General features: G+C 47.6%; 18 protein-coding genes and 5 tRNA genes. 22 read left to right on the top strand and 1 reads right to left on the bottom strand.

From position 1 onward, the window contains the following. Positions 1-13 precede the first annotated feature (13 nt). From mfd to ACFQ1X_RS02470, 7 genes are all read left to right on the top strand, one after another. Entirely contained in the window at positions 14-3,547 is a 3,534-nt protein-coding gene (gene mfd, locus ACFQ1X_RS02500; protein WP_144841527.1) for a transcription-repair coupling factor, read from the top strand. 27 nt (positions 3,548-3,574) lie between these two features. After that, the gene (locus ACFQ1X_RS02495; protein ID WP_379081236.1) at positions 3,575-5,179 is read left to right on the top strand and encodes a putative polysaccharide biosynthesis protein; all 1,605 of its coding nucleotides are present in this window, start codon (positions 3,575-3,577) and stop codon (positions 5,177-5,179) included. Beyond that, positions 5,176-6,639 carry a bifunctional methyltransferase/pyrophosphohydrolase YabN gene (yabN, locus tag ACFQ1X_RS02490; RefSeq protein WP_144841528.1) on the top strand — a complete coding sequence of 488 codons (1,464 nt, stop codon included), beginning with the start codon at positions 5,176-5,178 and terminating at the stop codon, positions 6,637-6,639. Before ACFQ1X_RS02495 ends, yabN begins: the two co-directional genes overlap by 4 nt. A gap of 2 nt (positions 6,640-6,641) precedes the next feature. Next, positions 6,642-6,932 (top strand): RNA-binding S4 domain-containing protein, encoded by a 291-nt coding sequence (locus ACFQ1X_RS02485; RefSeq protein ID WP_144841529.1) that lies wholly within the window; start codon positions 6,642-6,644, stop codon positions 6,930-6,932. A gap of 107 nt (positions 6,933-7,039) precedes the next feature. Next, complete coding sequence (locus ACFQ1X_RS02480) at positions 7,040-7,426, top strand: FtsB family cell division protein (RefSeq protein ID WP_144841530.1); 387 nt, start codon at positions 7,040-7,042, stop codon at positions 7,424-7,426. Positions 7,427-7,563: 137 nt separating this feature from the next. Then, a complete protein-coding gene (locus ACFQ1X_RS02475; protein WP_144841531.1) occupies positions 7,564-7,983 on the top strand; it encodes a S1 domain-containing RNA-binding protein in 420 nt (139 codons plus the stop codon). A 123-nt stretch (positions 7,984-8,106) separates the two neighbouring features. Further along, entirely contained in the window at positions 8,107-8,577 is a 471-nt protein-coding gene (locus tag ACFQ1X_RS02470; RefSeq protein ID WP_144841532.1) for a DinB family protein, read from the top strand. Positions 8,578-8,619: 42 nt separating this feature from the next. Here ACFQ1X_RS02470 and ACFQ1X_RS02465 read toward each other — a convergent pair. Beyond that, positions 8,620-8,693, bottom strand: a tRNA-Met gene (locus ACFQ1X_RS02465). Between the two features lie 119 nt (positions 8,694-8,812). On the opposite strand from ACFQ1X_RS02465, the gene tilS reads away from it, so the two are divergent. From tilS to ACFQ1X_RS02390, 15 genes are all read left to right on the top strand, one after another. After that, positions 8,813-10,228 (top strand): tRNA lysidine(34) synthetase TilS, encoded by a 1,416-nt coding sequence (gene tilS, locus ACFQ1X_RS02460; protein WP_379081231.1) that lies wholly within the window; start codon positions 8,813-8,815, stop codon positions 10,226-10,228. 11 nt (positions 10,229-10,239) lie between these two features. Then, the gene (hpt, locus tag ACFQ1X_RS02455) at positions 10,240-10,785 is read left to right on the top strand and encodes a hypoxanthine phosphoribosyltransferase (RefSeq protein ID WP_144841535.1); all 546 of its coding nucleotides are present in this window, start codon (positions 10,240-10,242) and stop codon (positions 10,783-10,785) included. 126 nt (positions 10,786-10,911) lie between these two features. Then, positions 10,912-12,924: an ATP-dependent zinc metalloprotease FtsH gene (gene ftsH / locus ACFQ1X_RS02450; RefSeq protein WP_144841536.1), complete on the top strand. Its 2,013-nt coding sequence runs from the start codon at positions 10,912-10,914 to the stop codon at positions 12,922-12,924. Between the two features lie 113 nt (positions 12,925-13,037). Beyond that, entirely contained in the window at positions 13,038-13,808 is a 771-nt protein-coding gene (locus tag ACFQ1X_RS02445; protein WP_144841537.1) for a type III pantothenate kinase, read from the top strand. Positions 13,809-13,823: 15 nt separating this feature from the next. After that, positions 13,824-14,705, top strand: coding sequence for an Hsp33 family molecular chaperone HslO (gene hslO, locus ACFQ1X_RS02440; protein WP_144841538.1), 882 nt, complete (start codon positions 13,824-13,826; stop codon positions 14,703-14,705). After that, positions 14,689-15,633: a peptidyl-prolyl cis-trans isomerase gene (locus ACFQ1X_RS02435; protein ID WP_144841539.1), complete on the top strand. Its 945-nt coding sequence runs from the start codon at positions 14,689-14,691 to the stop codon at positions 15,631-15,633. Before hslO ends, ACFQ1X_RS02435 begins: the two co-directional genes overlap by 17 nt. 88 nt (positions 15,634-15,721) lie before the next feature. Continuing rightward, the gene (cysK, locus tag ACFQ1X_RS02430) at positions 15,722-16,654 is read left to right on the top strand and encodes a cysteine synthase A (RefSeq protein ID WP_144841540.1); all 933 of its coding nucleotides are present in this window, start codon (positions 15,722-15,724) and stop codon (positions 16,652-16,654) included. A 129-nt stretch (positions 16,655-16,783) separates the two neighbouring features. After that, entirely contained in the window at positions 16,784-17,596 is an 813-nt protein-coding gene (folP, locus tag ACFQ1X_RS02425; protein WP_379081226.1) for a dihydropteroate synthase, read from the top strand. Next, on the top strand, positions 17,596-17,961 hold the full coding sequence (folB, locus tag ACFQ1X_RS02420; protein ID WP_144841541.1) for a dihydroneopterin aldolase: 366 nt from the start codon (positions 17,596-17,598) through the stop codon (positions 17,959-17,961). Before folP ends, folB begins: the two co-directional genes overlap by 1 nt. After that, the gene (folK, locus tag ACFQ1X_RS02415; RefSeq protein WP_144841542.1) at positions 17,958-18,479 is read left to right on the top strand and encodes a 2-amino-4-hydroxy-6-hydroxymethyldihydropteridine diphosphokinase; all 522 of its coding nucleotides are present in this window, start codon (positions 17,958-17,960) and stop codon (positions 18,477-18,479) included. Before folB ends, folK begins: the two co-directional genes overlap by 4 nt. 152 nt (positions 18,480-18,631) lie before the next feature. Then, the gene (gene lysS, locus ACFQ1X_RS02410) at positions 18,632-20,116 is read left to right on the top strand and encodes a lysine--tRNA ligase (protein ID WP_144841543.1); all 1,485 of its coding nucleotides are present in this window, start codon (positions 18,632-18,634) and stop codon (positions 20,114-20,116) included. A gap of 232 nt (positions 20,117-20,348) precedes the next feature. Further along, positions 20,349-20,437: transfer RNA gene (locus ACFQ1X_RS02405), tRNA-Leu, on the top strand. A 35-nt stretch (positions 20,438-20,472) separates the two neighbouring features. Further along, positions 20,473-20,549: transfer RNA gene (locus tag ACFQ1X_RS02400), tRNA-Arg, on the top strand. 26 nt (positions 20,550-20,575) lie between these two features. After that, positions 20,576-20,652, top strand: a tRNA-Pro gene (locus tag ACFQ1X_RS02395). A gap of 7 nt (positions 20,653-20,659) precedes the next feature. After that, positions 20,660-20,735: transfer RNA gene (locus ACFQ1X_RS02390), tRNA-Ala, on the top strand. Positions 20,736-20,958 lie beyond the last annotated feature (223 nt).

The raw sequence follows: 20,958 nt of genomic DNA, 5'->3' as shown, positions 1-20,958 counted from the left end.
AGGAGGAATCTTCATGAATCATATTTTACAGGCATTTTCAGAGGATTCTCATGTACAAAATTTAATTGCTGATTTGAAAAAAGGACAGGACCAACAGCTGGTTTCGGGGTTGTCGGGGAGCGGACGCACATTTTTCTACCGTACGCTTTACGGGGAACTGGATGCGCCGCTGTTGATTGTCACACCGAATTTATTGCATGCCCAGCGTGTCTACGACGATCTTGTGAAATTATTGGGGGAAGAGCTTGTCCATTTGTATCCGGCCGAAGAATTGATTGCGGCGGATGTTTCTTTCTCGGGGCCGGAATTGCGGGCCCACCGCATTGACACACTGGACCATATGGCGAATAACGGAAAAGGTGTGTATATCACACCGGTAGCCGGTATGCGCAAATTATTGCCATCAAGAGAACAATGGGACGCATCGACTTTGCGCGTGGAAGACGGCGAAGAGCTTGATACCGATGAATGGCTGTTGAAACTGGTGGCTATGGGGTATTCCCGTACGACGATGGTGACTGCCCCCGGGGAGTTTGCGCTGCGCGGAGGCATTCTGGATATTTACCCATTGAATTTCGAGCATCCGGTACGGGTGGAATTATTCGATACGGATGTCGACTCGATTCGCATTTTTAATGCGGAAGACCAGCGTTCATTGAAAAAAATCAGTTCTTTATGCATTTTGCCGGCAAGTGAGCTGGTGCTGGACCCGGCGCAGCGAAGCGCGTTGGCGGACTGCATCGAAGAGCAACTGGCGGTTACGCTAAAGAAAACAAAGGCTGACGATACGAAAGGGTTATTGCTGCAGTTCATTCAGCATGATATTGATACCTTGCGCCAGGGAGATATACCGGACCAAGCGGCGAAATATGCCTCGCTGGTGGAAACCCAATCGGCGTTTCTCGGCGATTATTTCCCGGGAAATGGGTATGTGTTTTTTGACGAATTGGGCCGCATTCAGGAAATGACGGAAACACTGGAACGCGAAGAAGGCGACTGGGTCGTTTCGTTATTGGAAGAAGGCAAATTTTTGCAGGGCATCAACTTATCCCACACATTCCGCGAAGTGATCAGCCAATTGGAGCAGAAAGCGACATATATGTCGCTATTCGTCCGGACCTTCCCGATGGTGACGGTCAAAAAATCCGTCGCCTTTTCCAGCAAACCGATGCAATCGTTCCACGGCCAGATGAATTTATTGCAGGCGGAAATGGAACGTTGGGTTATGGGGAAATTCCGTGTTTTTGTCGTAGCGGAAGGTGAGGAGCGGCTGCGCAAAGTCCGCTCAGTGCTGGAAGATTATGGAGTGGAAAGCGAGATTCTGACTCCTTCGACCCACGTCCAGCCGGGTAAAGTTTATCTTGCGGATGGCGAGCTGTCCAACGGGTTTGAAATGTCCCTGCAGCGTTTTGCAGTTATCACCGATTCCGAATTGTTCAAGCAGCAGGCGAAGAGGAAGACACGTGCGCAAAAATTGACCAATGCCGAACGCATCAAAAGCTATTCGGAGATCAAACCGGGCGATTATATCGTTCACGTCCACCACGGAATCGGCCGTTATGTCGGAATCGAAACGCTGGAAGTGAAAGGTGTTCATAAAGACTATCTGCACATCGTCTACAAAGCGGACGATAAACTGTTTGTGCCGGTCGACCAGATCGACCTGATCCAAAAATACATCGCTTCGGAAGAAAAAGAGCCGAAGCTTCATAAAATGGGCGGCGCCGAATGGAAAAAAACGCGCGCCAAAGTTTCGAAAGCGGTACAGGACATTGCGGATGATCTGATCAAACTTTATGCCGAACGCGAAGCGTTGAAAGGTTTCTCATTCTCGAAAGAGCAGGACATGCAGCAACAGTTTGAATCCGAATTCCCGTACGACGAAACGGTGGACCAATTGCGTTCCATCAATGAAGTCAAAAAGGATATGGAGAAAGAACGTCCGATGGACCGTCTGATTTGCGGCGATGTCGGATACGGCAAAACAGAAGTGGCGATACGCGCCGCTTTCAAAGCCGTACTCGACGGCAAGCAGGTCGCGTTCCTGGTACCGACGACGATTCTCGCACAGCAGCATTTCGAGACGATGAGTGAACGCTTTAAAGATTATCCGATGGAAGTGGGCCTCATGAGCCGCTTCCGATCGAAAAAGCAGCAGACGGAAACGGTCAAAGGATTGAAAAATGGCTCCGTGGACATTGTCGTCGGCACACACCGGATCCTGTCGAAAGATATGCACTATAAAGATCTCGGCTTATTGATCATCGATGAAGAACAGCGTTTTGGTGTCACCCATAAAGAGAAGATCAAACAAATGAAGGCCAATGTCGATGTGCTGACGCTGACGGCAACGCCGATTCCGCGGACGCTTCATATGTCGATGATCGGCGTAAGGGATCTGTCGGTCATTGAAACGCCGCCGGCCAACCGCTTTCCGGTCCAAAGTTATGTGATGGAACAGAACGGTGCGCTTGTGCGTGAAGCAATCGAACGGGAAATGGCGCGCAGCGGCCAGGTGTTTTATTTATACAACCGTGTCGGGGACATGACACGAAAAGTGGAAGAGCTTCAGCAATTGGTGCCGGAAGCCCGCATCGGCTATGCCCACGGACAGATGTCTGAAACCGAACTGGAATCAGTAATTCTGAATTTCCTTGACGGTGATTATGATGTATTGGTGACGACCACCATCATTGAAACCGGCATCGATATTCCGAACGTCAACACGCTGATTGTCGAAAACGCCGACCGCATGGGTTTATCGCAACTTTATCAGCTTCGCGGACGTGTCGGGCGTTCAAGCCGCGTCGCCTATGCATATTTCATGTATCAGCGCGACAAAGTGCTGACGGACGTCGCTGAGAAACGACTGATGGCCATCAAGGAATTCACTGAGCTCGGTTCAGGCTTTAAGATTGCGATGCGTGATTTGACGATCCGCGGCGCCGGGAATCTTCTTGGTTCCCAGCAGCACGGCTTTATTGACTCCGTCGGTTTTGATCTGTACTCGCAAATGCTCGAAGAAGCGATTGAAGAACGCCAGAGCGGTGTCAAAAAAGAACCGGTTCAGGAAATTGAAATTTCGCTTGATACCGATGCCTATATTCCGGATTCCTACATTAGCGACGGTTACCAGAAAATCCAGATGTACAAACGGGTCAAAGGCATCGATGACGCCGAGGAAGTGTCGGAACTGCAGGATGAACTGATTGACCGTTTCGGCGATATGCCGCTGGAGGCCGACCGTCTCCTGCGCATCGCCCTGATGAAAGTATGGGGACGCCAGGTGGGCGTCGAGTCGATCAAGCAAAATGGCAAAATCATCGCCATCAAACTCAGCGAAAAAGGTACAGCAGCCGTCAATGGCGGCAAGCTGGTCGAAGAATCGGCCGCTTTCGGCCGCGCAGTCGGCTTTACCATAGCCGGCCAGCAGCTCGTCATGACAATCGATGAAAATAAAAGCGCCAAACACCATCCGTTCGATGTCCTTGAAGGGATGATGAAATTACTGCCGGAATCTCTCCGGGAAGTGGAAACGTCAAATTAAAGGGATGGATGGAATGGGTGAAGCCGGTTGAATACAGAAGGTGCGATGAAATCATTTATGAAAGGTGCGGTCCTTCTGACGCTGGCCGGCCTGGTCGTGAAAATCCTCAGTGCGGTCTACCGGGTGCCATTTCAGAATATGGTCGGGGACCGGGGCTTCTATATTTATCAGCAGGTCTATCCGTTCATTGCAGTTTTCGGCATCTGGACATCTTACGGATTTGCGGTGGCCGTTTCAAAAATGCTTGCGGATTCCGATCAACAGGAGCATCGTGCAATCCTCCGCATCGCTTTCTGGATGATTGCTGGAATCTCACTGTCGATTTTTGCTGTGCTCTTTCTCGGTGCAGACCTGCTTGCGGCGTGGATGGGTGATGCCGGGTTAAGCGCATTATTGAAAGTCGGCTCTTTTGCCGTGTTGCTGATGGCGCCTCTCGCGGTGATGAAAGGTTATTTTCAGGCGGGAAGCCAGATGCAGCCTGTCGCCTATGCACAAGTCACTGAGCAGGCAATCCGTGTAGCAGTTATACTGCTGGGCACCTGGATTGTCATTGCGAATGGATTTTCACTCTATACGGCGGGTCAGGCGGCAATGTCCGGTGCGGTTATAGGGGAACTGGCGGCAGTCGGTTTGTTGCTCGTTTATTTCTATAAGAATGTCAGCTGGCATCCGCAGCCCGCTACGATCCATTTATGGCAGACTATAAAAAAATTACTGGCAATCAGCCTGACTGTCAGTATGAGTTCGTTGATTCTGCTGATTTTCCAGATGGCGGATTCGTTCAGCGTCTTCCGCCTTCTCGAAGCGAGCGGATTCGAAACGCTTCAGGCTATGGAACAAAAAGGCATCTACGACCGCGGCCAGCCGCTTGCCCAGTTTGGTTTGCTGGTGGCTACTTCTTTGGCGCTTTCAATTGTGCCGCTGGTCGCGCAGATGCAGCGAAAAAGAAATGGCCGTTCGGCAGAACTTTATGCCAAACTCGCTTACCGTATTTCGCTGTTGTTCGCCGTCGCTGCCGCAGCCGGACTGACGTTTGTCATGCCCTATGTCAATGAAATGCTGTTTCAGACGAGGGAACAATCGGCCGCGCTCATCGTCTTCAGCTGGCAGATTGTTTGGATGTCGCTGTTGTTGATACTCACTGCGCTGCTCCACGGCATCGGAAAAATCCGCGTGCCCGCCCTCCTGATGGCGGGCGGACTGATGGTGAAAATCATCGGCAACTGGCTGCTGATTCCGCTTTACGGCGTGATGGGTGCAGCGCTGGCGGGAAATCTGGGGCTTGCGTTCATTGTCTGCGGTCTGGTGATTTATTTTAAAACACAATGGCCGCTGCAATTTGCGCCCCCTCGTTTTTATGGTTGGCTGTTTGCGGCGTCGGCCTTGATGGGCGCAGTGGTTCTCGGGTGGGCGATTTTAGCGGACTGGACGCTATTCGACGAATTGTCGAGCCGCTTTGCGGCAACCTTAACTGCGCTGACAGCGGTGCTTTTGGGCGCAGCTGTCTTCCTGCTGTTAATTGCGCGGAGTCGCATCATTACGGAAAAACAATGGTATATCATGCCGTTCGGAAGGAAAATGGCCAAACTGCAACTGGCAATCAATTTAAAGAAAAAAGGTGATGGGCGATGAAAACGATCCATATTATCGGACTCGGCGCTGGCGACCTCGACCAGCTGCCGCTCGGTGTTTATAAAAAACTGAAAAATGCGGAACGCTTGTATGTGCGGACCGCCGACCATCCGGTGCTCACCGAATTGGTGGAGGAAGGCCTGGCGTATAAAAGTTTTGATGAAATTTATGAAAAACACGATAGCTTTGCGCCGGTCTACAAAGAAATTGCCGACACGCTGCTCGAACTTTCAGCAGAAGGGCCTGTCGTCTACGCGGTCCCGGGCCATCCGCTTGTTGCCGAACAGACGGTGCAGCATCTTATCGAAGCGGAAGAGTCGGGAAGTTGCCAATTAATCATCGAAGGCGGCAGCAGTTTTCTTGATGCGGTGTTCGGCGCTTTGCGCATCGATCCGATCGACGGTTTTCAATTGGTGGACGGTACAACGATGGAAAGTGATCGGTTGAACATGACGCAGCACATTCTCATCGCCCAGATTTACGACACATTCAGCGCTTCGGAAGCCAAACTGACGCTAATGGAGAAATACCCGGACGCTTATCCCGTCACCATCGTCACGGCTGCCGGCTCTGCGGACGAGAAATTGCGGACGGTGCCGCTCCATGAACTTGATCGTGCCGCTGAAATCGACAATCTGACGACGGTTTATGTGCCGCCGTCCACAGACATGCAGGAGCGGCTGAAGGAATGGCAGACATTCCGCTCGGTCATCGCCAAGTTGCGCAGTCCTGACGGCTGTCCGTGGGACCGTGAGCAGACACACGAGAGCCTGATGCCGTATTTAATGGAAGAAGCGCATGAACTGCTCCAGGCAATCGATGAGCAGGATGACGACGCCATTGCCGAAGAACTGGGCGATGTTTTATTGCAGGTGTTCCTGCACTCGCAGATCGGGCAGGACAACGGCTACTTCCAGCTTGAAGATGTGCTCGAGGCGATCAGCGCCAAAATGATCCGCCGCCATCCCCATGTCTTCAGTGACACACAAGTCGGCGGCTCGGACGAAGTCGTCAGCAATTGGCAGGAAATTAAAGCGCAGGAAAAACCCGTAGCCGATTCGCTATTGGACGGCCAGGAGCGCTTCAGTTCGTCACTCACGACGTCTTTCAATTTCCAGAAACGGGCGGCGAAGGTTGGATTCACATGGCCGGACGCAGAAGCTGCCTGGAATAAATTTCAGGAAGAGCTGCAGGAATTCCGGAACGAACTGGCGAATGGTTCAAAAGAACAGCAACTCGACGAATTCGGGGATCTGCTGTTTACGCTCGTCAATATCGCAAGGTTCTATAATCTTTCTCCGGAGCAGGCGATGGTCCAGGCCAACCGCAAATTCCGCAGCCGCTTCAGTTTCGTAGAGAAAAAAGTGAACGACGGAACCGGCAGCTTCAGTGATTACACATTGGAGCAGTTGGACAGTTTTTGGAACGAAGCCAAGATTTTGGCAAGAAAGGGAGAATAACAATGCGCCTCGATAAATTCCTGAAAGTTTCCCGGCTGATCAAACGTCGGACATTGGCCAAACAAGTGGCAGACCAGGGCCGGATCACCGTAAACGGCAATAAAGCCAAAGCGAGTTCGGTCATTAAGGAAAACGATGAACTGCAGATCCGTTTCGGCCAGAAAGTGGTGACCGTACGGGTGGATATGCTGAAAGAAAATGTCCGCAAAGAAGAAACGTTGAATATGTACACGATTTTGAAAGAAGAAAAAGTGGATAAAGTAGAGCCGGAATTCATTGATGACGAAGCGTAAGGCTTCGGTGAACGGATTTTATTTTTCAATAAGTGTAAAAAAACCCTTATAAAAGAAAGGGTTTTCATGTATAATGGCTACAACGTAAGCAAAGGGGGCAACAAGTCATGAGTTTGAAGAGAGAAAAATCCACCGCCGCGCCGGAAGTCGCTTCAATACAAAATGACTATGTCCGCTCGGTGGAACGAAAAGAAAAAAGACAGATGGCCCACAAGGTCCGGCTGTTCAGAAGACTGGCCGTTTTCGGGCTTATCGTCCTCATGGCAAGCATCTGGATTGGCACGACAATTTATGCGCAATCCCAGACGATGACCGAAAAAGAGCAATTGCGTGCAGAAGCGCAGCTTGCACTGAAAGAAGTCGAAAAAGAACAAGTGCAATTGGAAGAGCAGATCCTGTTGCTGAATGACGATGAATATTTGGCGAAATTGGCCAAAAAAGAGCTGTTTGTATCAGAACATGGCGAAATCATCTTTACATTACCGGAAAAGTGAAGAAAAAGCGTGTTGAAAAGAGTAGTCAGTTGACACTCTTTTTTTCATGGTTATAATTAAAAGTGTGACGGAAAACCGTCTCACAACTAAATGGCTTTTAGTAGCCATCTTAATTTTTAAGGAGGAGCATTTTTTTTATGTCGATTGAAGTAGGCAGCAAGTTAGAAGGTAAAGTTACAGGTATTACAAATTTTGGAGCGTTCGTTCAGCTTCCAACTGGTGCAACAGGCCTCGTGCATATTAGTGAAGTCGCCGACAATTATGTAAAAGACATCAATGATCATTTGAAAGTTGGGGAAATGGTGGAAGTGAAAGTGATGAATGTGGAAGCTGACGGTAAAATCGGCCTTTCCATTCGCAAAGCCAAACCACAGCCAGCCGGCGCTACAGATCGACCACAACGCCCACGCCCAAGCAATCGTTCATTCGAACGCGCGCCGAAAGAGAACTTTGAGACAAAAATGGCGAAGTTCCTGAAGGACAGCGAAGAGAATATGACGACATTGAAACGCGCTACAGAATCCAAGCGCGGTGGCCGAGGAGCAAAAAGAGGCTAACTTGCTAGCTGTTTTAATGGCATGGAAAGATGCTTCAGCGCAGCTGAACCATAGTGATAATGGAACGCTTCTCAATCGGGAAGCGTTTTTTTCTAATAAAATTTCTACTGGAGTGTGAAGAAGATGGAAAAAGGGCAATTACTGGAGGCTTTCACGGAATACGAAACGTATTTGGCTTCATTGAATACAAGAGTGAATTCGGATGAGGATGCACATGCACCGATCGCGGAAGGGAAATGGTCTGTTTCCGAAATCATTGCACATCTTGGAGAATGGGACCGGTTTATGCGTGAGGATCGTTTGCCTTTGATGAAGGAAGGCGCGGTGATCGAATCGTTTTCGGATGTGGATGCATTCAACCGGAAAGCTGTGGAAAATGTCAAAACGACACACTTTCCTTCAGTTCTTGCGAACGCGCAAAAACAGCGGGCACTCCTGGCGAAAGCCATTGAAGAGATGGATCCTTCAGTTTTCAAAGCGCCTTTTACAGTGGGCAGCCATCAAACCGATGCAGCAGAATATTTCGAAGGCATGCTGTCGCATGATGCGCACCACCGCCGCCAAATTGATGGATTCCTGGCAAACAGAGCATAAAAAATAAGCGTCCCCACGAGAGGGACGCTTATTTCTATAAGATGGCGGCAGAGGGGATCGAACCCCCGACCTCACGGGTATGAACCGTACGCTCTAGCCAGCTGAGCTACGCCGCCTTGTTGAAACGGACATTTCATATCATACTATACGCAATGGCAGGAAGTCAATTGCGCTTTCAAGAAATTTTTTATTCCAATAAAGTGGATAATAGCACTACGACGGGAGGTGGCGCCAAGTGAAGAATTTCCATGAGCAGATAACAGATTATATGACAAAATTCAAACTGCTGGAATCCGGCGATCACGTGCTGCTCGGCTGCTCGGGTGGAATCGATTCAATGGTTTTGCTGCATTATTTGAAAACACATGAAGCCGCACTGTCGATCACTGTCGAAGCTGTCCACGTCAATCATATGCTGCGGAGCAACGAGTCGATTGAAGACCGTCTGTTTACAGAAAAAACCTGCGAACAATGGGGTATTCCCTTCCACAGCCGCGATATTCCGATTCCCGCCATCCTTGAAACCTCCGGCGGCAACAAGCAGCAAGTCTGCCGGCAGGAGCGGTATAAATATTTTGAAGAAGTGATGGATGCAACCGGTGCAACTCAACTCGCAACCGCCCATCATGCAGACGACCAGCTCGAGACGATCCTGATGTCAGGATTGAGGGGAACATTGCAATCGGGTTCATTCGGCATGCCATCCAGCCGGCCGTTTGGAAGAGGAAAGCTCGTCCGACCGCTGCTGGCAGTAACCAAACAGGAAATTGCTGAGTATGCCAGCACAAATGCAGTGCCGTTCAGGGAAGATCCGAGCAACGTGGAAAATCATTACACACGCAACAGGATCCGTAAAAATGTCGTACCGGAATTAAAAAAAGAAAACGTTAACGTATCGAAACAGTTTGTGGAATTATCCGAAAGTTTGCAGGAAGACCAAAAGTTCCTGACTGAGTTGGCACAGGAAAAACTGGATTCAATCTTTTCAGCGGAAGAGCAGGAAATGGCATTGTCTGCCGAAAGATTCAGATCCCATGCATCTGCTTTACAAAAAAGAATGGTTCTACTACTATTAAACTATCTATATATTGGTGAGCAAGTAACTGTTACAAGGCAACTTGCCGAACAAGTACAGGAAATGATGCAAAGTTCGTCCGGCACCGTTTTCCTGCATTTACCCCAAAAATATATGATGGTTCGGCAATATGATCGTGTTTTATTCAGCCAACGAGACCCGGAGGCCGCCCCACAAGAGTATGATCTGCAAATCCGCAGTGATGAATGGTCGGTGGCGGTAAAGAATTTTCGTTACAAACTGGTCTCTGCTCACAACTTTGAGGAATCGCCGAATGTTTTCGCCTGGTACCTTTCAGGTGAAGACGAACCGCAGCTGCAGATTCGCAGCAGACTACCGGGTGATCGTATCTCTCTGCCTGGTATGTCGAGTCCAAAAAAAGTCGCAAGGCTGATGATTGATGAAAAAGTTCCTGCCCCTCTTCGTTCGGGATGGCCAGTCATTACTGACCGCCATGGCGAAATTCTGCTGGTGCCGGGTTTACGCCCGTCAAGGCATATCAGCGTCATTCAGCGCCCCGAAGACAATTGGGTGCTTATGGAACAAAAATGTGAAGATCGCGGAAGCGAATTATAGGAGGCCCACTTATGTTGCAGAAAGACATCGAAGAAATATTAATCTCCGAAGAACGGCTTCAGGAAAAAGCCCGTGAATTAGGCGAAATCCTGACGAATGATTATAAAGACAAATATCCATTGGCAATCGGTGTATTAAAAGGCGCCATGCCTTTCATGGGCGATTTGATGAAGCGCTTCGACGGTTACGTCGAAATGGATTTCATGGATGTTTCAAGTTATGGCAATGCCACTGTTTCTTCGGGGGAAGTGAAAATCGTTAAAGATCTGAACGCCAGCGTAGAAGGCCGGGACCTGCTGATTATCGAAGATATCATCGACAGCGGTTTGACACTCAGCTATCTGGTGGACCTCTTCAAGTACCGGAAAGCAAATTCCATCAAAATCGTCACTTTGCTGGACAAGCCGACCGGCCGGAAAGTGGATTTGAAAGCAGATTATATCGGCTTTGAAGTACCGGATGCATTTGTTGTCGGCTACGGATTGGATTATGCGGAAAAATATCGTAACCTGCCTTATATCGGGATTCTCAAGCCAGTGGTTTACAGCGGAGAATAGGAATAGACATAAGAAATTCACAGTCTGTCGATTAACCTCGTCAGGCGAGTGCTTATCGTTGTATGCTTAAATGTTCCTATGTTAGTATTTAGTATAGTTTTGGGAAACTTTGTGAGGAGGCTCGGGATGAATCGAATATTTCGATACACCATATTTTATTTACTGATTTTCCTAGTTATTATCGGTATTCTGGGGACATTTAACAACAGTGGCCAACCAACTGAAGATATAGGATATAACGAATTTTTGCAGGCGTTGGAAAATGGAGAGATCGATGAAGTGACTATACAGCCTACTTCCATGGTATATGAAGTGACAGGGTCACTCGACGGCTATGAAGAGGACGAGTCATTTGTAACGAATATTCCGCTGGAAAATGAAGCTTTGATGAATCAGATTGACGACGTTGCTCGGGCTGACGGTGCAGAAATCACGTATGTGGAAGCACCACAGACAAGCGGTTGGGTTCAATTCTTCACAGGCATCATTCCCTTCATCATCATCTTCATCCTTTTCTTCTTCTTGCTAAACCAGTCACAAGGCGGCGGAGGCGGCCGTGTGATGAACTTCGGCAAAAGTAAAGCGAAGCTGTATGACGAACAGAAGCAAAAAGTGCGCTTCAATGATGTAGCAGGAGCGGACGAAGAGAAACAGGAGTTGGTCGAAGTGGTCGACTTCCTGAAAGATCCCCGTCGTTTTGACGATATCGGCGCACGTATTCCAAAAGGGCTTTTGCTTGTCGGACCTCCGGGTACCGGTAAAACATTGCTGGCCCGTGCTGTTGCAGGAGAAGCTGGAACACCGTTCTTCTCAATCAGTGGTTCCGATTTCGTGGAAATGTTCGTTGGGGTCGGGGCATCCCGTGTCCGCGATTTGTTCGAAAATGCCAAGAAAAATGCTCCATGTATCATTTTCATCGATGAAATTGATGCAGTTGGACGCCAGCGTGGCGCAGGCCTCGGCGGCGGACATGATGAGCGTGAACAGACATTGAACCAATTATTGGTTGAAATGGATGGTTTTGGTGCCAATGAAGGCATCATTATCATCGCAGCAACAAACCGTCCGGATATTCTGGATCCGGCCCTTCTTCGTCCAGGACGTTTTGACCGTCAGATTACAGTTGGCCGTCCGGATGTTAAAGGACGCGAAGAAGTATTGAAAGTCCATGCACGCAATAAGCCGCTTGACGAAACCGTTGACATGAAAGCAATCGCTCAACGTACACCAGGATTCTCAGGCGCCGATTTGGAGAATTTATTGAACGAGGCAGCACTGGTTGCAGCCCGTCGCAGTAAACTGAAAATCGATATGTCCGATATCGATGAAGCGACAGACCGCGTAATTGCAGGTCCCGCCAAAAAGAATCGGGTCATCTCGAAGAAAGAACGCAATATCGTCGCGTACCATGAATCCGGCCATACGGTCATCGGCTTGGTACTCGATGACGCGGATATTGTCCATAAAGTAACAATCGTTCCGCGTGGACAAGCTGGCGGTTATGCCGTGATGCTGCCGCGTGAAGACCGTTACTTTATGACAAAACCGGAATTGCTTGATAAAATTGCCGGCTTGCTCGGCGGCCGTGTCGCTGAGGACATAACGTTCGGCGAAGTTTCAACTGGCGCCCATAACGATTTCCAGCGTGCAACGGCTATCGCCCGCAGCATGGTGACGGAATACGGAATGAGTGACAAAATCGGACCGATCCAATTCGGTCAGGCACAAGGCGGAAATGTTTTCCTTGGCCGCGATTTTAACTCAGAGCAGAATTATTCAGACGCCATCGCATTTGAAATTGATCAGGAAATCCAACGCATCATCAAAGAGCAGTACATTCGCACAAAAGAGATTCTTACTGAACACAAAGACCTTCTTGAATTGCTTGCGAGTACATTGCTTGAAATTGAAACATTGGATGCCGGTCAAATTCAGCATTTGAAAGAGCACGGCACATTGCCGGAGCGTTCATATGAAGCATTGAACGGTGAATATGAAGACAAAACGGTTGATCTGGATAAAGATGGGGAAGCTCCTGATGTAACAGGAGCACCAAGCGACCCTTCAGCTGGGGATCTTCCAAGTGAAGAACCATCATCTGACAGAGTAAAAGATCCTATCCATGAAGACCGCAAATAAATTTAGTAAGCTGGTTGTCCAATTCCGTTACGGAAGAGGCGGCCAGCTTTTTTCTTTCCCATGAAACTATGGTATGATATTTTGGAAAATTGCAGATAAATGGGGAGCGCAAAATGATTTTAGTAATGGACATCGGAAACAGCAATATCGTTATGGGCATTTACGACCAAAATGTGTTAACCCAGCATTGGCGCATGGAAACAGACCGCCATAAAACGGAAGACGAATATGGCATGCAGGTCAAAGCGTTTCTGCAGGACGCCGGCTTAAAATTCACCGATGTCAAAGGCATCATCATGTCGTCGGTGGTTCCGCCCATCATGTTTTCATTGGAACGCATGGCTCTGAAATATTTTGGCATCAAGCCGCAGGTTGTGGGGCCGGGTCTAAAGACAGGCCTTAATATCAAATACGATAATCCCAAGGAAGTCGGTGCGGACCGCATCGTTAACGCCGTGGCTGCAATTCATGAATTCGGAGGCCCGCTGATTATCGTCGATTTCGGAACAGCGACGACATACTGTTATGTTAATGAAGCCAATCAATACATGGGCGGGGCAATTGCTCCGGGCATCAGCATCTCAACAGAAGCTCTTTACAGCCGTGCCGCAAAATTGCCTCGGATTGAAATTGCCCGTCCGGAAAATGTCGTTGGCAAAAATACGGTTTCTGCCATGCAGGCGGGCATTGTCTATGGTTTTGTCGGACAGGCGGAAGGCATCATCACCAGGATGAAACAGCAGAGCATGGAAGTTCCAACAGTCATCGCGACCGGTGGAATGGCATCGTTAATAGCCGCTGAATCAAAGCTGATTGATAAAGTGGAGCCGTTTCTTACATTGAAAGGCCTCCATTTGATTTATAAGCGCAATGAAGCTTTATAAGAAAGGACGATTTGTATGGCAGATTATTTAGTGCGGGGCCTTGCTTTTGGAGGAAGTGTCCGTGTATTCGCGGTGGACAGTACGGAAACGGTAGGGGAAACGCAGAAGAGGCATATGATGTGGCCGACTGCAACAGCCGCTGTTGGACGGTTGATGACAGGTGGCGTAATGTTCGGCGCTATGCTGAAAGGCAATGACAAAGTCGTTTTGAAAATGGATGGCGGCGGACCGCTTGGTGCAATTCTGGTGGACAGCAATGCGCATGGCGGTGTCCGTGGCTATGCAATAAATCCGCAAACTCATCTCGATCTCAGTGCCAAAGGAAAATTGGATGTTAGCGGAGCAGTCGGCAAAGACGGCATGCTTTCGGTAATCAAAGATCTCGGTATGCGGGACTTTTTCACGGGTCAGAGCCCGATTGTGTCAGGAGAGATCGCAGAAGATCTTACTTATTATTTTGCTGTATCTGAACAAATTCCATCTTCTGTCGGCCTCGGCGTGTTGGTGGATACCGATAATTCGGTGCTGGCTGCAGGTGGTTTTATTGTACAATTAATGCCGGATGCAGAGGAAGCGGCGATTGACAAACTTGAAAAAAGTTTGGCGAACATAGAGCCAGTTTCCAAAATGGTTCAACGGGGATACAGCCCTGAAAAAATTTTAGAAGAGATTTTTGGTGAAGGAAACGTAGAGATTCTGGATCGCATACCGGTGAAATTCGAATGCAATTGTTCCAAAGAACGTTTTGCGGAAGGCATTATTGGATTGGGGAAAGAAGAAATCCAAAAAATGATCGAAGAAGACGGCTCAGCTGAGACTCAATGTCACTTTTGTCTGGAAACGTATCATTATTCAAAAGAAGAATTGGAAGCGCTCATCGATGAGTTACAGCAATGACAAGGGTCGGCCCGGCACATCACCGGGTGAAACGGGCAGACCGAGAAGAAGATTAAAGACAAAGCCGTTGCTGATTCTGCTGCTGATTCTACTGGCAGGAAATTTGCTGTGGTTCATTGCCTGGCTGATTCCCAACGACCCGGGGGGCAATGAGGAAGTAGCTTCCGTCAGCGGCGAAGAAATTACGCGCCAGGAATGGATGGCGGCTATGGAAGAACAGCATGGTCGGGAAACCCTCCTTGACCTGGTGAATTTGAAAGTGATGGAAACGGCAGCAAAGGAATATGGTATCAAAGTCAATGATAAAGAAGTCGACCTTGAACTCGCGATGATGCGTTCGGCGCGTGACGGCAGCGAACAAACGCTTTATTCTTCGGATGTTGAGCGAATGAGGGAAAGAGTGACGGCACAGTTGATCCTGGAGAAAGTGCTGACAAAAGATGTCGTGATTGAAGAAAGTGCAATAGAATCTTTCTATCAGGAAAATCAGTCGTTATACGATATTCCCGATTCCTATAAAACCCGTATGATTGTAGTGGAATCTGCAGACGAAGCACAGGCGGTCATAGCGGAACTTGAAAATGGCTCTTCGTTTGAAGCGCTGGCACGGGAACGTTCTGTCGATACGTCGACAGGAAGCCTGGGTGGCGATATCGGATATGTGGTTCCGGGGCAATCCACTATTGATGAAGCCATTGCAAATGCTGTCACCGCGGTGGAAAAGGATGGTTGGTCCGAACCGTTGGCGCTGGCAGATGCGCGGACAGCTGTGATTTCGGTTACCGAAAAAGCGGAAGGCCAGAGTTTTACATATGAAGATGTGGAGGGCCACATAAGCCGGGAGCTCGCTCTTGAACAATTGCCGCAGTCGATTACACCGGAAGCTTTCTGGCGGGAATTTGAAACCGAGTGGTTCTACGGCGAATAAATCATGCAATTTGACAGTGAAGGATAAATATTGATACGATAAGTCAATGAAATGCCGATAAAACTACTAGGGATTAGGAGTGTTGAAAATGGCTCGTATTGCAAATGATATTACAGGTTTGATTGGACAGACACCTATTGTGAAATTAAACCGACTGACAGGTCCCGAAGACGCTGAAGTTTATTTGAAATTGGAGTATTTCAACCCGGGCAGCAGTGTGAAAGACCGCATTGCTTTATCCATGATCGAAGCGGCTGAAAAATCCGGAGATTTAAAAGAAGGCGACGTCATTATCGAACCGACCAGCGGAAACACCGGTATCGGCTTGGCGATGATTGCAGCTGCCAAGGGCTATAAAGCGGTTTTGGTTATGCCGGATACGATGAGCATGGAACGTCGTAACCTTCTTCGTGCATACGGAGCAGAACTTATTTTGACTCCGGGGGCGGAAGGCATGAACGGCGCCATTAAAATGGCAGAACAGCAGGCAACTGAAAACAATTGGTTTATGCCTCAGCAATTCAATAATGAGGCGAACCCGGAAATCCATCGCCTGACAACAGGTCCTGAAATCGTGGAAGCGATGGGTGACCAACTGGATGCCTTCGTTTCAGGCATCGGAACCGGCGGCACAATCACAGGAGCCGGACAGGTATTGAAAGAGAACTACCCGAATATCCTGATTGCTGCTGTGGAACCCTCAGATTCACCAGTATTATCCGGCGGTAAACCGGGACCGCATAAAATTCAGGGAATTGGGGCAGGTTTCATCCCTCAAATACTGAATACAGAAATCTACGATGAAGTTATTCAAGTATCGAATGAGCAGTCTTATGAAACTGCGCGGAAAGTTGCCCGTGAAGAAGGAATCCTTGGAGGAGTTTCTTCCGGTGCAGCAGTTTACGCAGCACTTGAATTGGCGAAACGTTTGGGCAAAGGTAAAAAAGTGCTGGCCGTTCTTCCATCGAATGGCGAACGCTACCTGAGCACCCCGTTGTATCAATTCGAAGAAAATAACTGAAGAATTTCCTAAGGGCATGCTCCGGCGTGCCCTTTTATTGTGTAAAAAACGTCTATCACGGTAAGATGGATACATAGAACATTTCCCGGGAAATAAAATAACCGGCGAGTGAAATGGAAGGTGCCGATTTTGAATATTGATTTTACTGGAAAAACCCTTGTGATGGGGATACTCAATGTCACTCCGGATTCATTTTCCGATGGCGGAAAGTATAGTTTTTTGGAGAATGCGGTTGCACACGCCCAAAAAATGGTGGAAGAGGGGGCTGATATTATAGATGTTGGTGGTGAATCCACCCGTCCCGGCCACCAACAGATATCTATCGAAGAAGAAATCGCGCGGGTAGTCCCAGCCATCAAGGCGATAAAAGAAGAGTTAGATATAGTTCTTTCCATTGATACGTATAAATCACAAGTCGCAGAAGCAGCAATAGCCGCCGGAGCCGACATTATCAATGACATTTGGGGAGCGAAATACGATCCCGCCATAGCGGCAGTCGCAGCAAAACATCAGGTGCCGCTAATTTTGATGCATAACCGTAACGATACGTTATATACTGATTTCTGGGATGAAGTGAAAAGTGATATTGATAAAAGCATTCGGACAGCTATACAAGCGGGTGTAAAAAAAGAGCAGATCTGGCTCGATCCGGGCATCGGTTTTGGAAAGGACACACACCAAAATATCAAGATGATGCAATTATTGGGGGAATTTGTCGGTTTAGGTTATCCGGTTTTATTGGGAACATCCAGAAAATCACTGATCGGAAAAGTATTGGATGTCCCGGTAGATGAACGCTTGGAAGGTTCTTTGGCGACAGCCTGCTATGGAGCCGGGAAAGGATGCAGCGTCGTTAGGGTGCATGATGTATTGGAAACGGTGCGTGCATTGAGAATGACAGACATCCTAAACGGCAAAGTAAAATATCAGGAGGCGGAATAATGGATTATATTCATTTAAATGAAATGGAGTTCTATGGCTATCACGGAGTTTTCCCGGAGGAAACCAAACTTGGCCAGCGATTTCGGCTGACGGTTTCATTGGCTGTGGATTTGAAAAAGGCAGGAGAAACAGATGCTTTGGAACATACGGTTCATTACGTTGAAGTTTATAACACATGCCAGTCAGTAATAGAAGGCGAGCCCAAAAAACTTCTGGAGGCAGTCGCGGAAAATCTCGCTTCTGAAGTACTAGCTGCGTTTTCTTTAGTAAAAGGAATACGCGTACTATTGGTTAAACCAGATCCCCCTATTCCGGGTCATTACAAATCAGTGGCGGTCGACATCGCCAGAGGAGAATTTGTATGAATAAAAGTTATTTGTCACTCGGTTCGAATATGGGTGATCGCCTGGAGATGTTAAAGCAGGCAGTCCGTTTATTGGAGAAGCACCACAAAGTTGATGTGCTGAAAATATCTTCTTTATATGAGACGGAACCGATCGGCTTTACTGAACAGGAGCCATTTCTGAATATGGTTGTTTATTTACAAACAGATCTTTCTGCTCTGGAGTTGCTTGAAGTGTGCCAGGCTGTCGAAAGTGAATTGGATCGTAAACGTGAAATACGATGGGGCCCACGGACGATTGATCTTGATATCTTGCTTTTTAATCACGACAAGCTGCAAACAGACAGGTTGACTATTCCCCATCCGCGCATGTATGAACGGGCTTTTGTTTTAGTGCCGTTGTTAGAGCTTGATCCTACTCAAGATTTTATTGAGCCGCAAAGAGAAGGTATTGAGTTATGGAAAACATATTATAGCGTTGATTCATTTTTGCTTGAGGAAGATAGTGGCGATCCATATGATAGAAGTGCAGAAAAATAAGTGTCCCGTAGCAGTCGGCAATGTTATGTAATAAATAAAATTAAACTGCCATAGATTTGTGGCAGCTTTTTTTATGTAGGAAGAAGAAAAATTGTGTACAATAGATAAATACACGAACGAGCGTGGTTGTTATAAATAAAGGAGTGTAGGGAATGTCAGAAGAGTTAAATGATCAATTATTGGTGAGGCGCCAAAAAATGCAAAACTTCCGTGATAATGGGATAGATCCATTCGGCGGGAGATTCGAAAGAACACATTTATCAGAAGAGATAGTGAAAGAATATGATAGATTTTCTAAAGAAGAGCTGGAAGAGGCAGGACACGAAGTAGTGATTGCCGGACGAATTATGACGAAGCGCGGAAAAGGGAAAGCAGGATTTGCCCATCTTCAGGACTTAAAAGGTCAAATCCAGATTTATGTCCGTAAAGACGCTATCGGAGATGAAGCTTATAACTTCTTCAATACAGCAGACCTGGGAGATATTATCGGAGTAAAAGGTACAGTCTTTAAAACTAATGTGGGAGAATTGTCTGTAAAGGCCAAAGAAGTGGAATTTCTTACGAAAGCTTTGCGCCCTTTACCGGAAAAATTCCATGGCTTGAAAGATGTAGAACAGCGTTACCGTCAACGCTACCTAGACTTAATTTCTAGTGAAGAAAGCAAAGCGACTTTTATTCTTCGCAGTCGCATTATCCAATCGATGCGCCGCTACCTTGATAATCTAGGGTTTTTGGAAGTCGAAACGCCAATGCTGCATTCAATCGCTGGCGGAGCGGCAGCACGACCATTTGTTACTCATCATAATGCGTTGGATATGGAGCTCTATATCCGAATTGCGATTGAATTGCACTTAAAGCGTCTTATCGTTGGTGGATTGGAAAAAGTATACGAAATTGGTCGAGTTTTCCGTAACGAAGGTATCTCTACTCGTCATAATCCTGAATTTACAATGCTGGAATTGTACGAAGCTTATGCAGACTATAATGATGTGATGGCTCTCACTGAAAATTTAGTTGCCCATGTCGCTCAAGAAGTTTTGGGGAAAACAACTGTCACCTATAGTGGTGAAGAAATTAATCTGGCTCCTGGCTGGAAACGTCTTCACATGGCAGACGCAGTTAAGGAATATGTAGGAGTGGACTTCTGGAAGCCTATGACTAAGGAAGAAGCTCAATCTCTGGCTAAAGAACATAATGTAGAGATCAAACCAACTATGGAAACTGGACATATCTTAAATGAATTCTTTGAACAAAGGGTAGAAGAACAATTAGTACAGCCGACATTTATTTATGGCCATCCGGTTGAAATCTCACCTCTTGCAAAGAAAAATCCGGAAGATGAGCGTTTTACAGACAGATTTGAATTATTTATTGTACGTCGAGAGCATGCCAATGCGTTTACTGAATTGAATGATCCTATTGACCAGCGCCAGCGTTTCGAAGCGCAGCTTATAGAAAAAGCTGAAGGTAATGATGAAGCGCATGAAATGGATGAAGATTTTATTGAGGCACTTGAATATGGAATGCCCCCAACTGGTGGCTTAGGAATCGGAATTGACAGGCTGATCATGTTGTTAACTGACTCGGCATCAATTAGAGACGTTCTCTTATTCCCTCAAATGCGTCCTAGAGAATAATACGATTTGTAGGAAAGAGGCTCGGTGAATTTTACTGAGCCTCTTAATTTATTATAAAAGACTTGTTTTCTATTGGAAGCAATGTTATAGTATTTCTTGTCGCGTTTTTGATATACAAAATGAATTCAAAAATATTCGGCAAATAAGTTGTTGACATCTCTTGGGCAAGCTGCTAATATTGAAAAGTCGCTGTTCCAATTAACAGCTTTAACTTTTATGAATTNGACCCTAAGCCGGGGTGGCGGAACTGGCAGACGCACAGGACTTAAAATCCTGCGGTAGGTGACTACCGTACCGGTTCGATTCCGGTCCTCGGCACCATTTGTTTGACAAAAGCGAAACAACATCCTGACGATGCGCCCGTAGCTCAATTGGATAGAGTACTTGACTACGAATCAAGCGGTTAGAGGTTCGAGTCCTCTCGGGCGCGCCATATTTTTACATCCAGCATTGAAAGTCCGGGAAGTAGCTCAGCTTGGTAGAGCACTTGGTTTGGGACCAAGGGGTCGCAGGTTCGAATCCTGTCTTCCCGACCATTTTCACGGGGCCTTAGCTCAGCTGGGAGAGCGCCTGCCTTGCACGCAGGAGGTCAGCGGTTCGATCCCGCTAGGCTCCACCAATTTTATTTATTGAACCTTGAAAACTGAACAGCAAAACGTCAACAAACAGCAACGGCCGCGCAAAACGGCCCGCGCAAACTTACTGATCAGCATTCGTGCAGATCAAAGCGAATCGCTTGTCTTCGGACGGCGATGCGCCAGCAAGTACAAGAGCAATCAACTACTCTATAATGGAGAGTTTGATCCTGGCTCAGGACGAACGCTGGCGGCGTGCCTAATACA

This window comes from Metaplanococcus flavidus, from assembly GCF_042675885.1.
In the GTDB taxonomy this organism is placed as follows: domain Bacteria; phylum Bacillota; class Bacilli; order Bacillales_A; family Planococcaceae; genus Planococcus; species Planococcus flavidus.
This window is presented reverse-complemented; position numbering and strand designations above follow the sequence as displayed.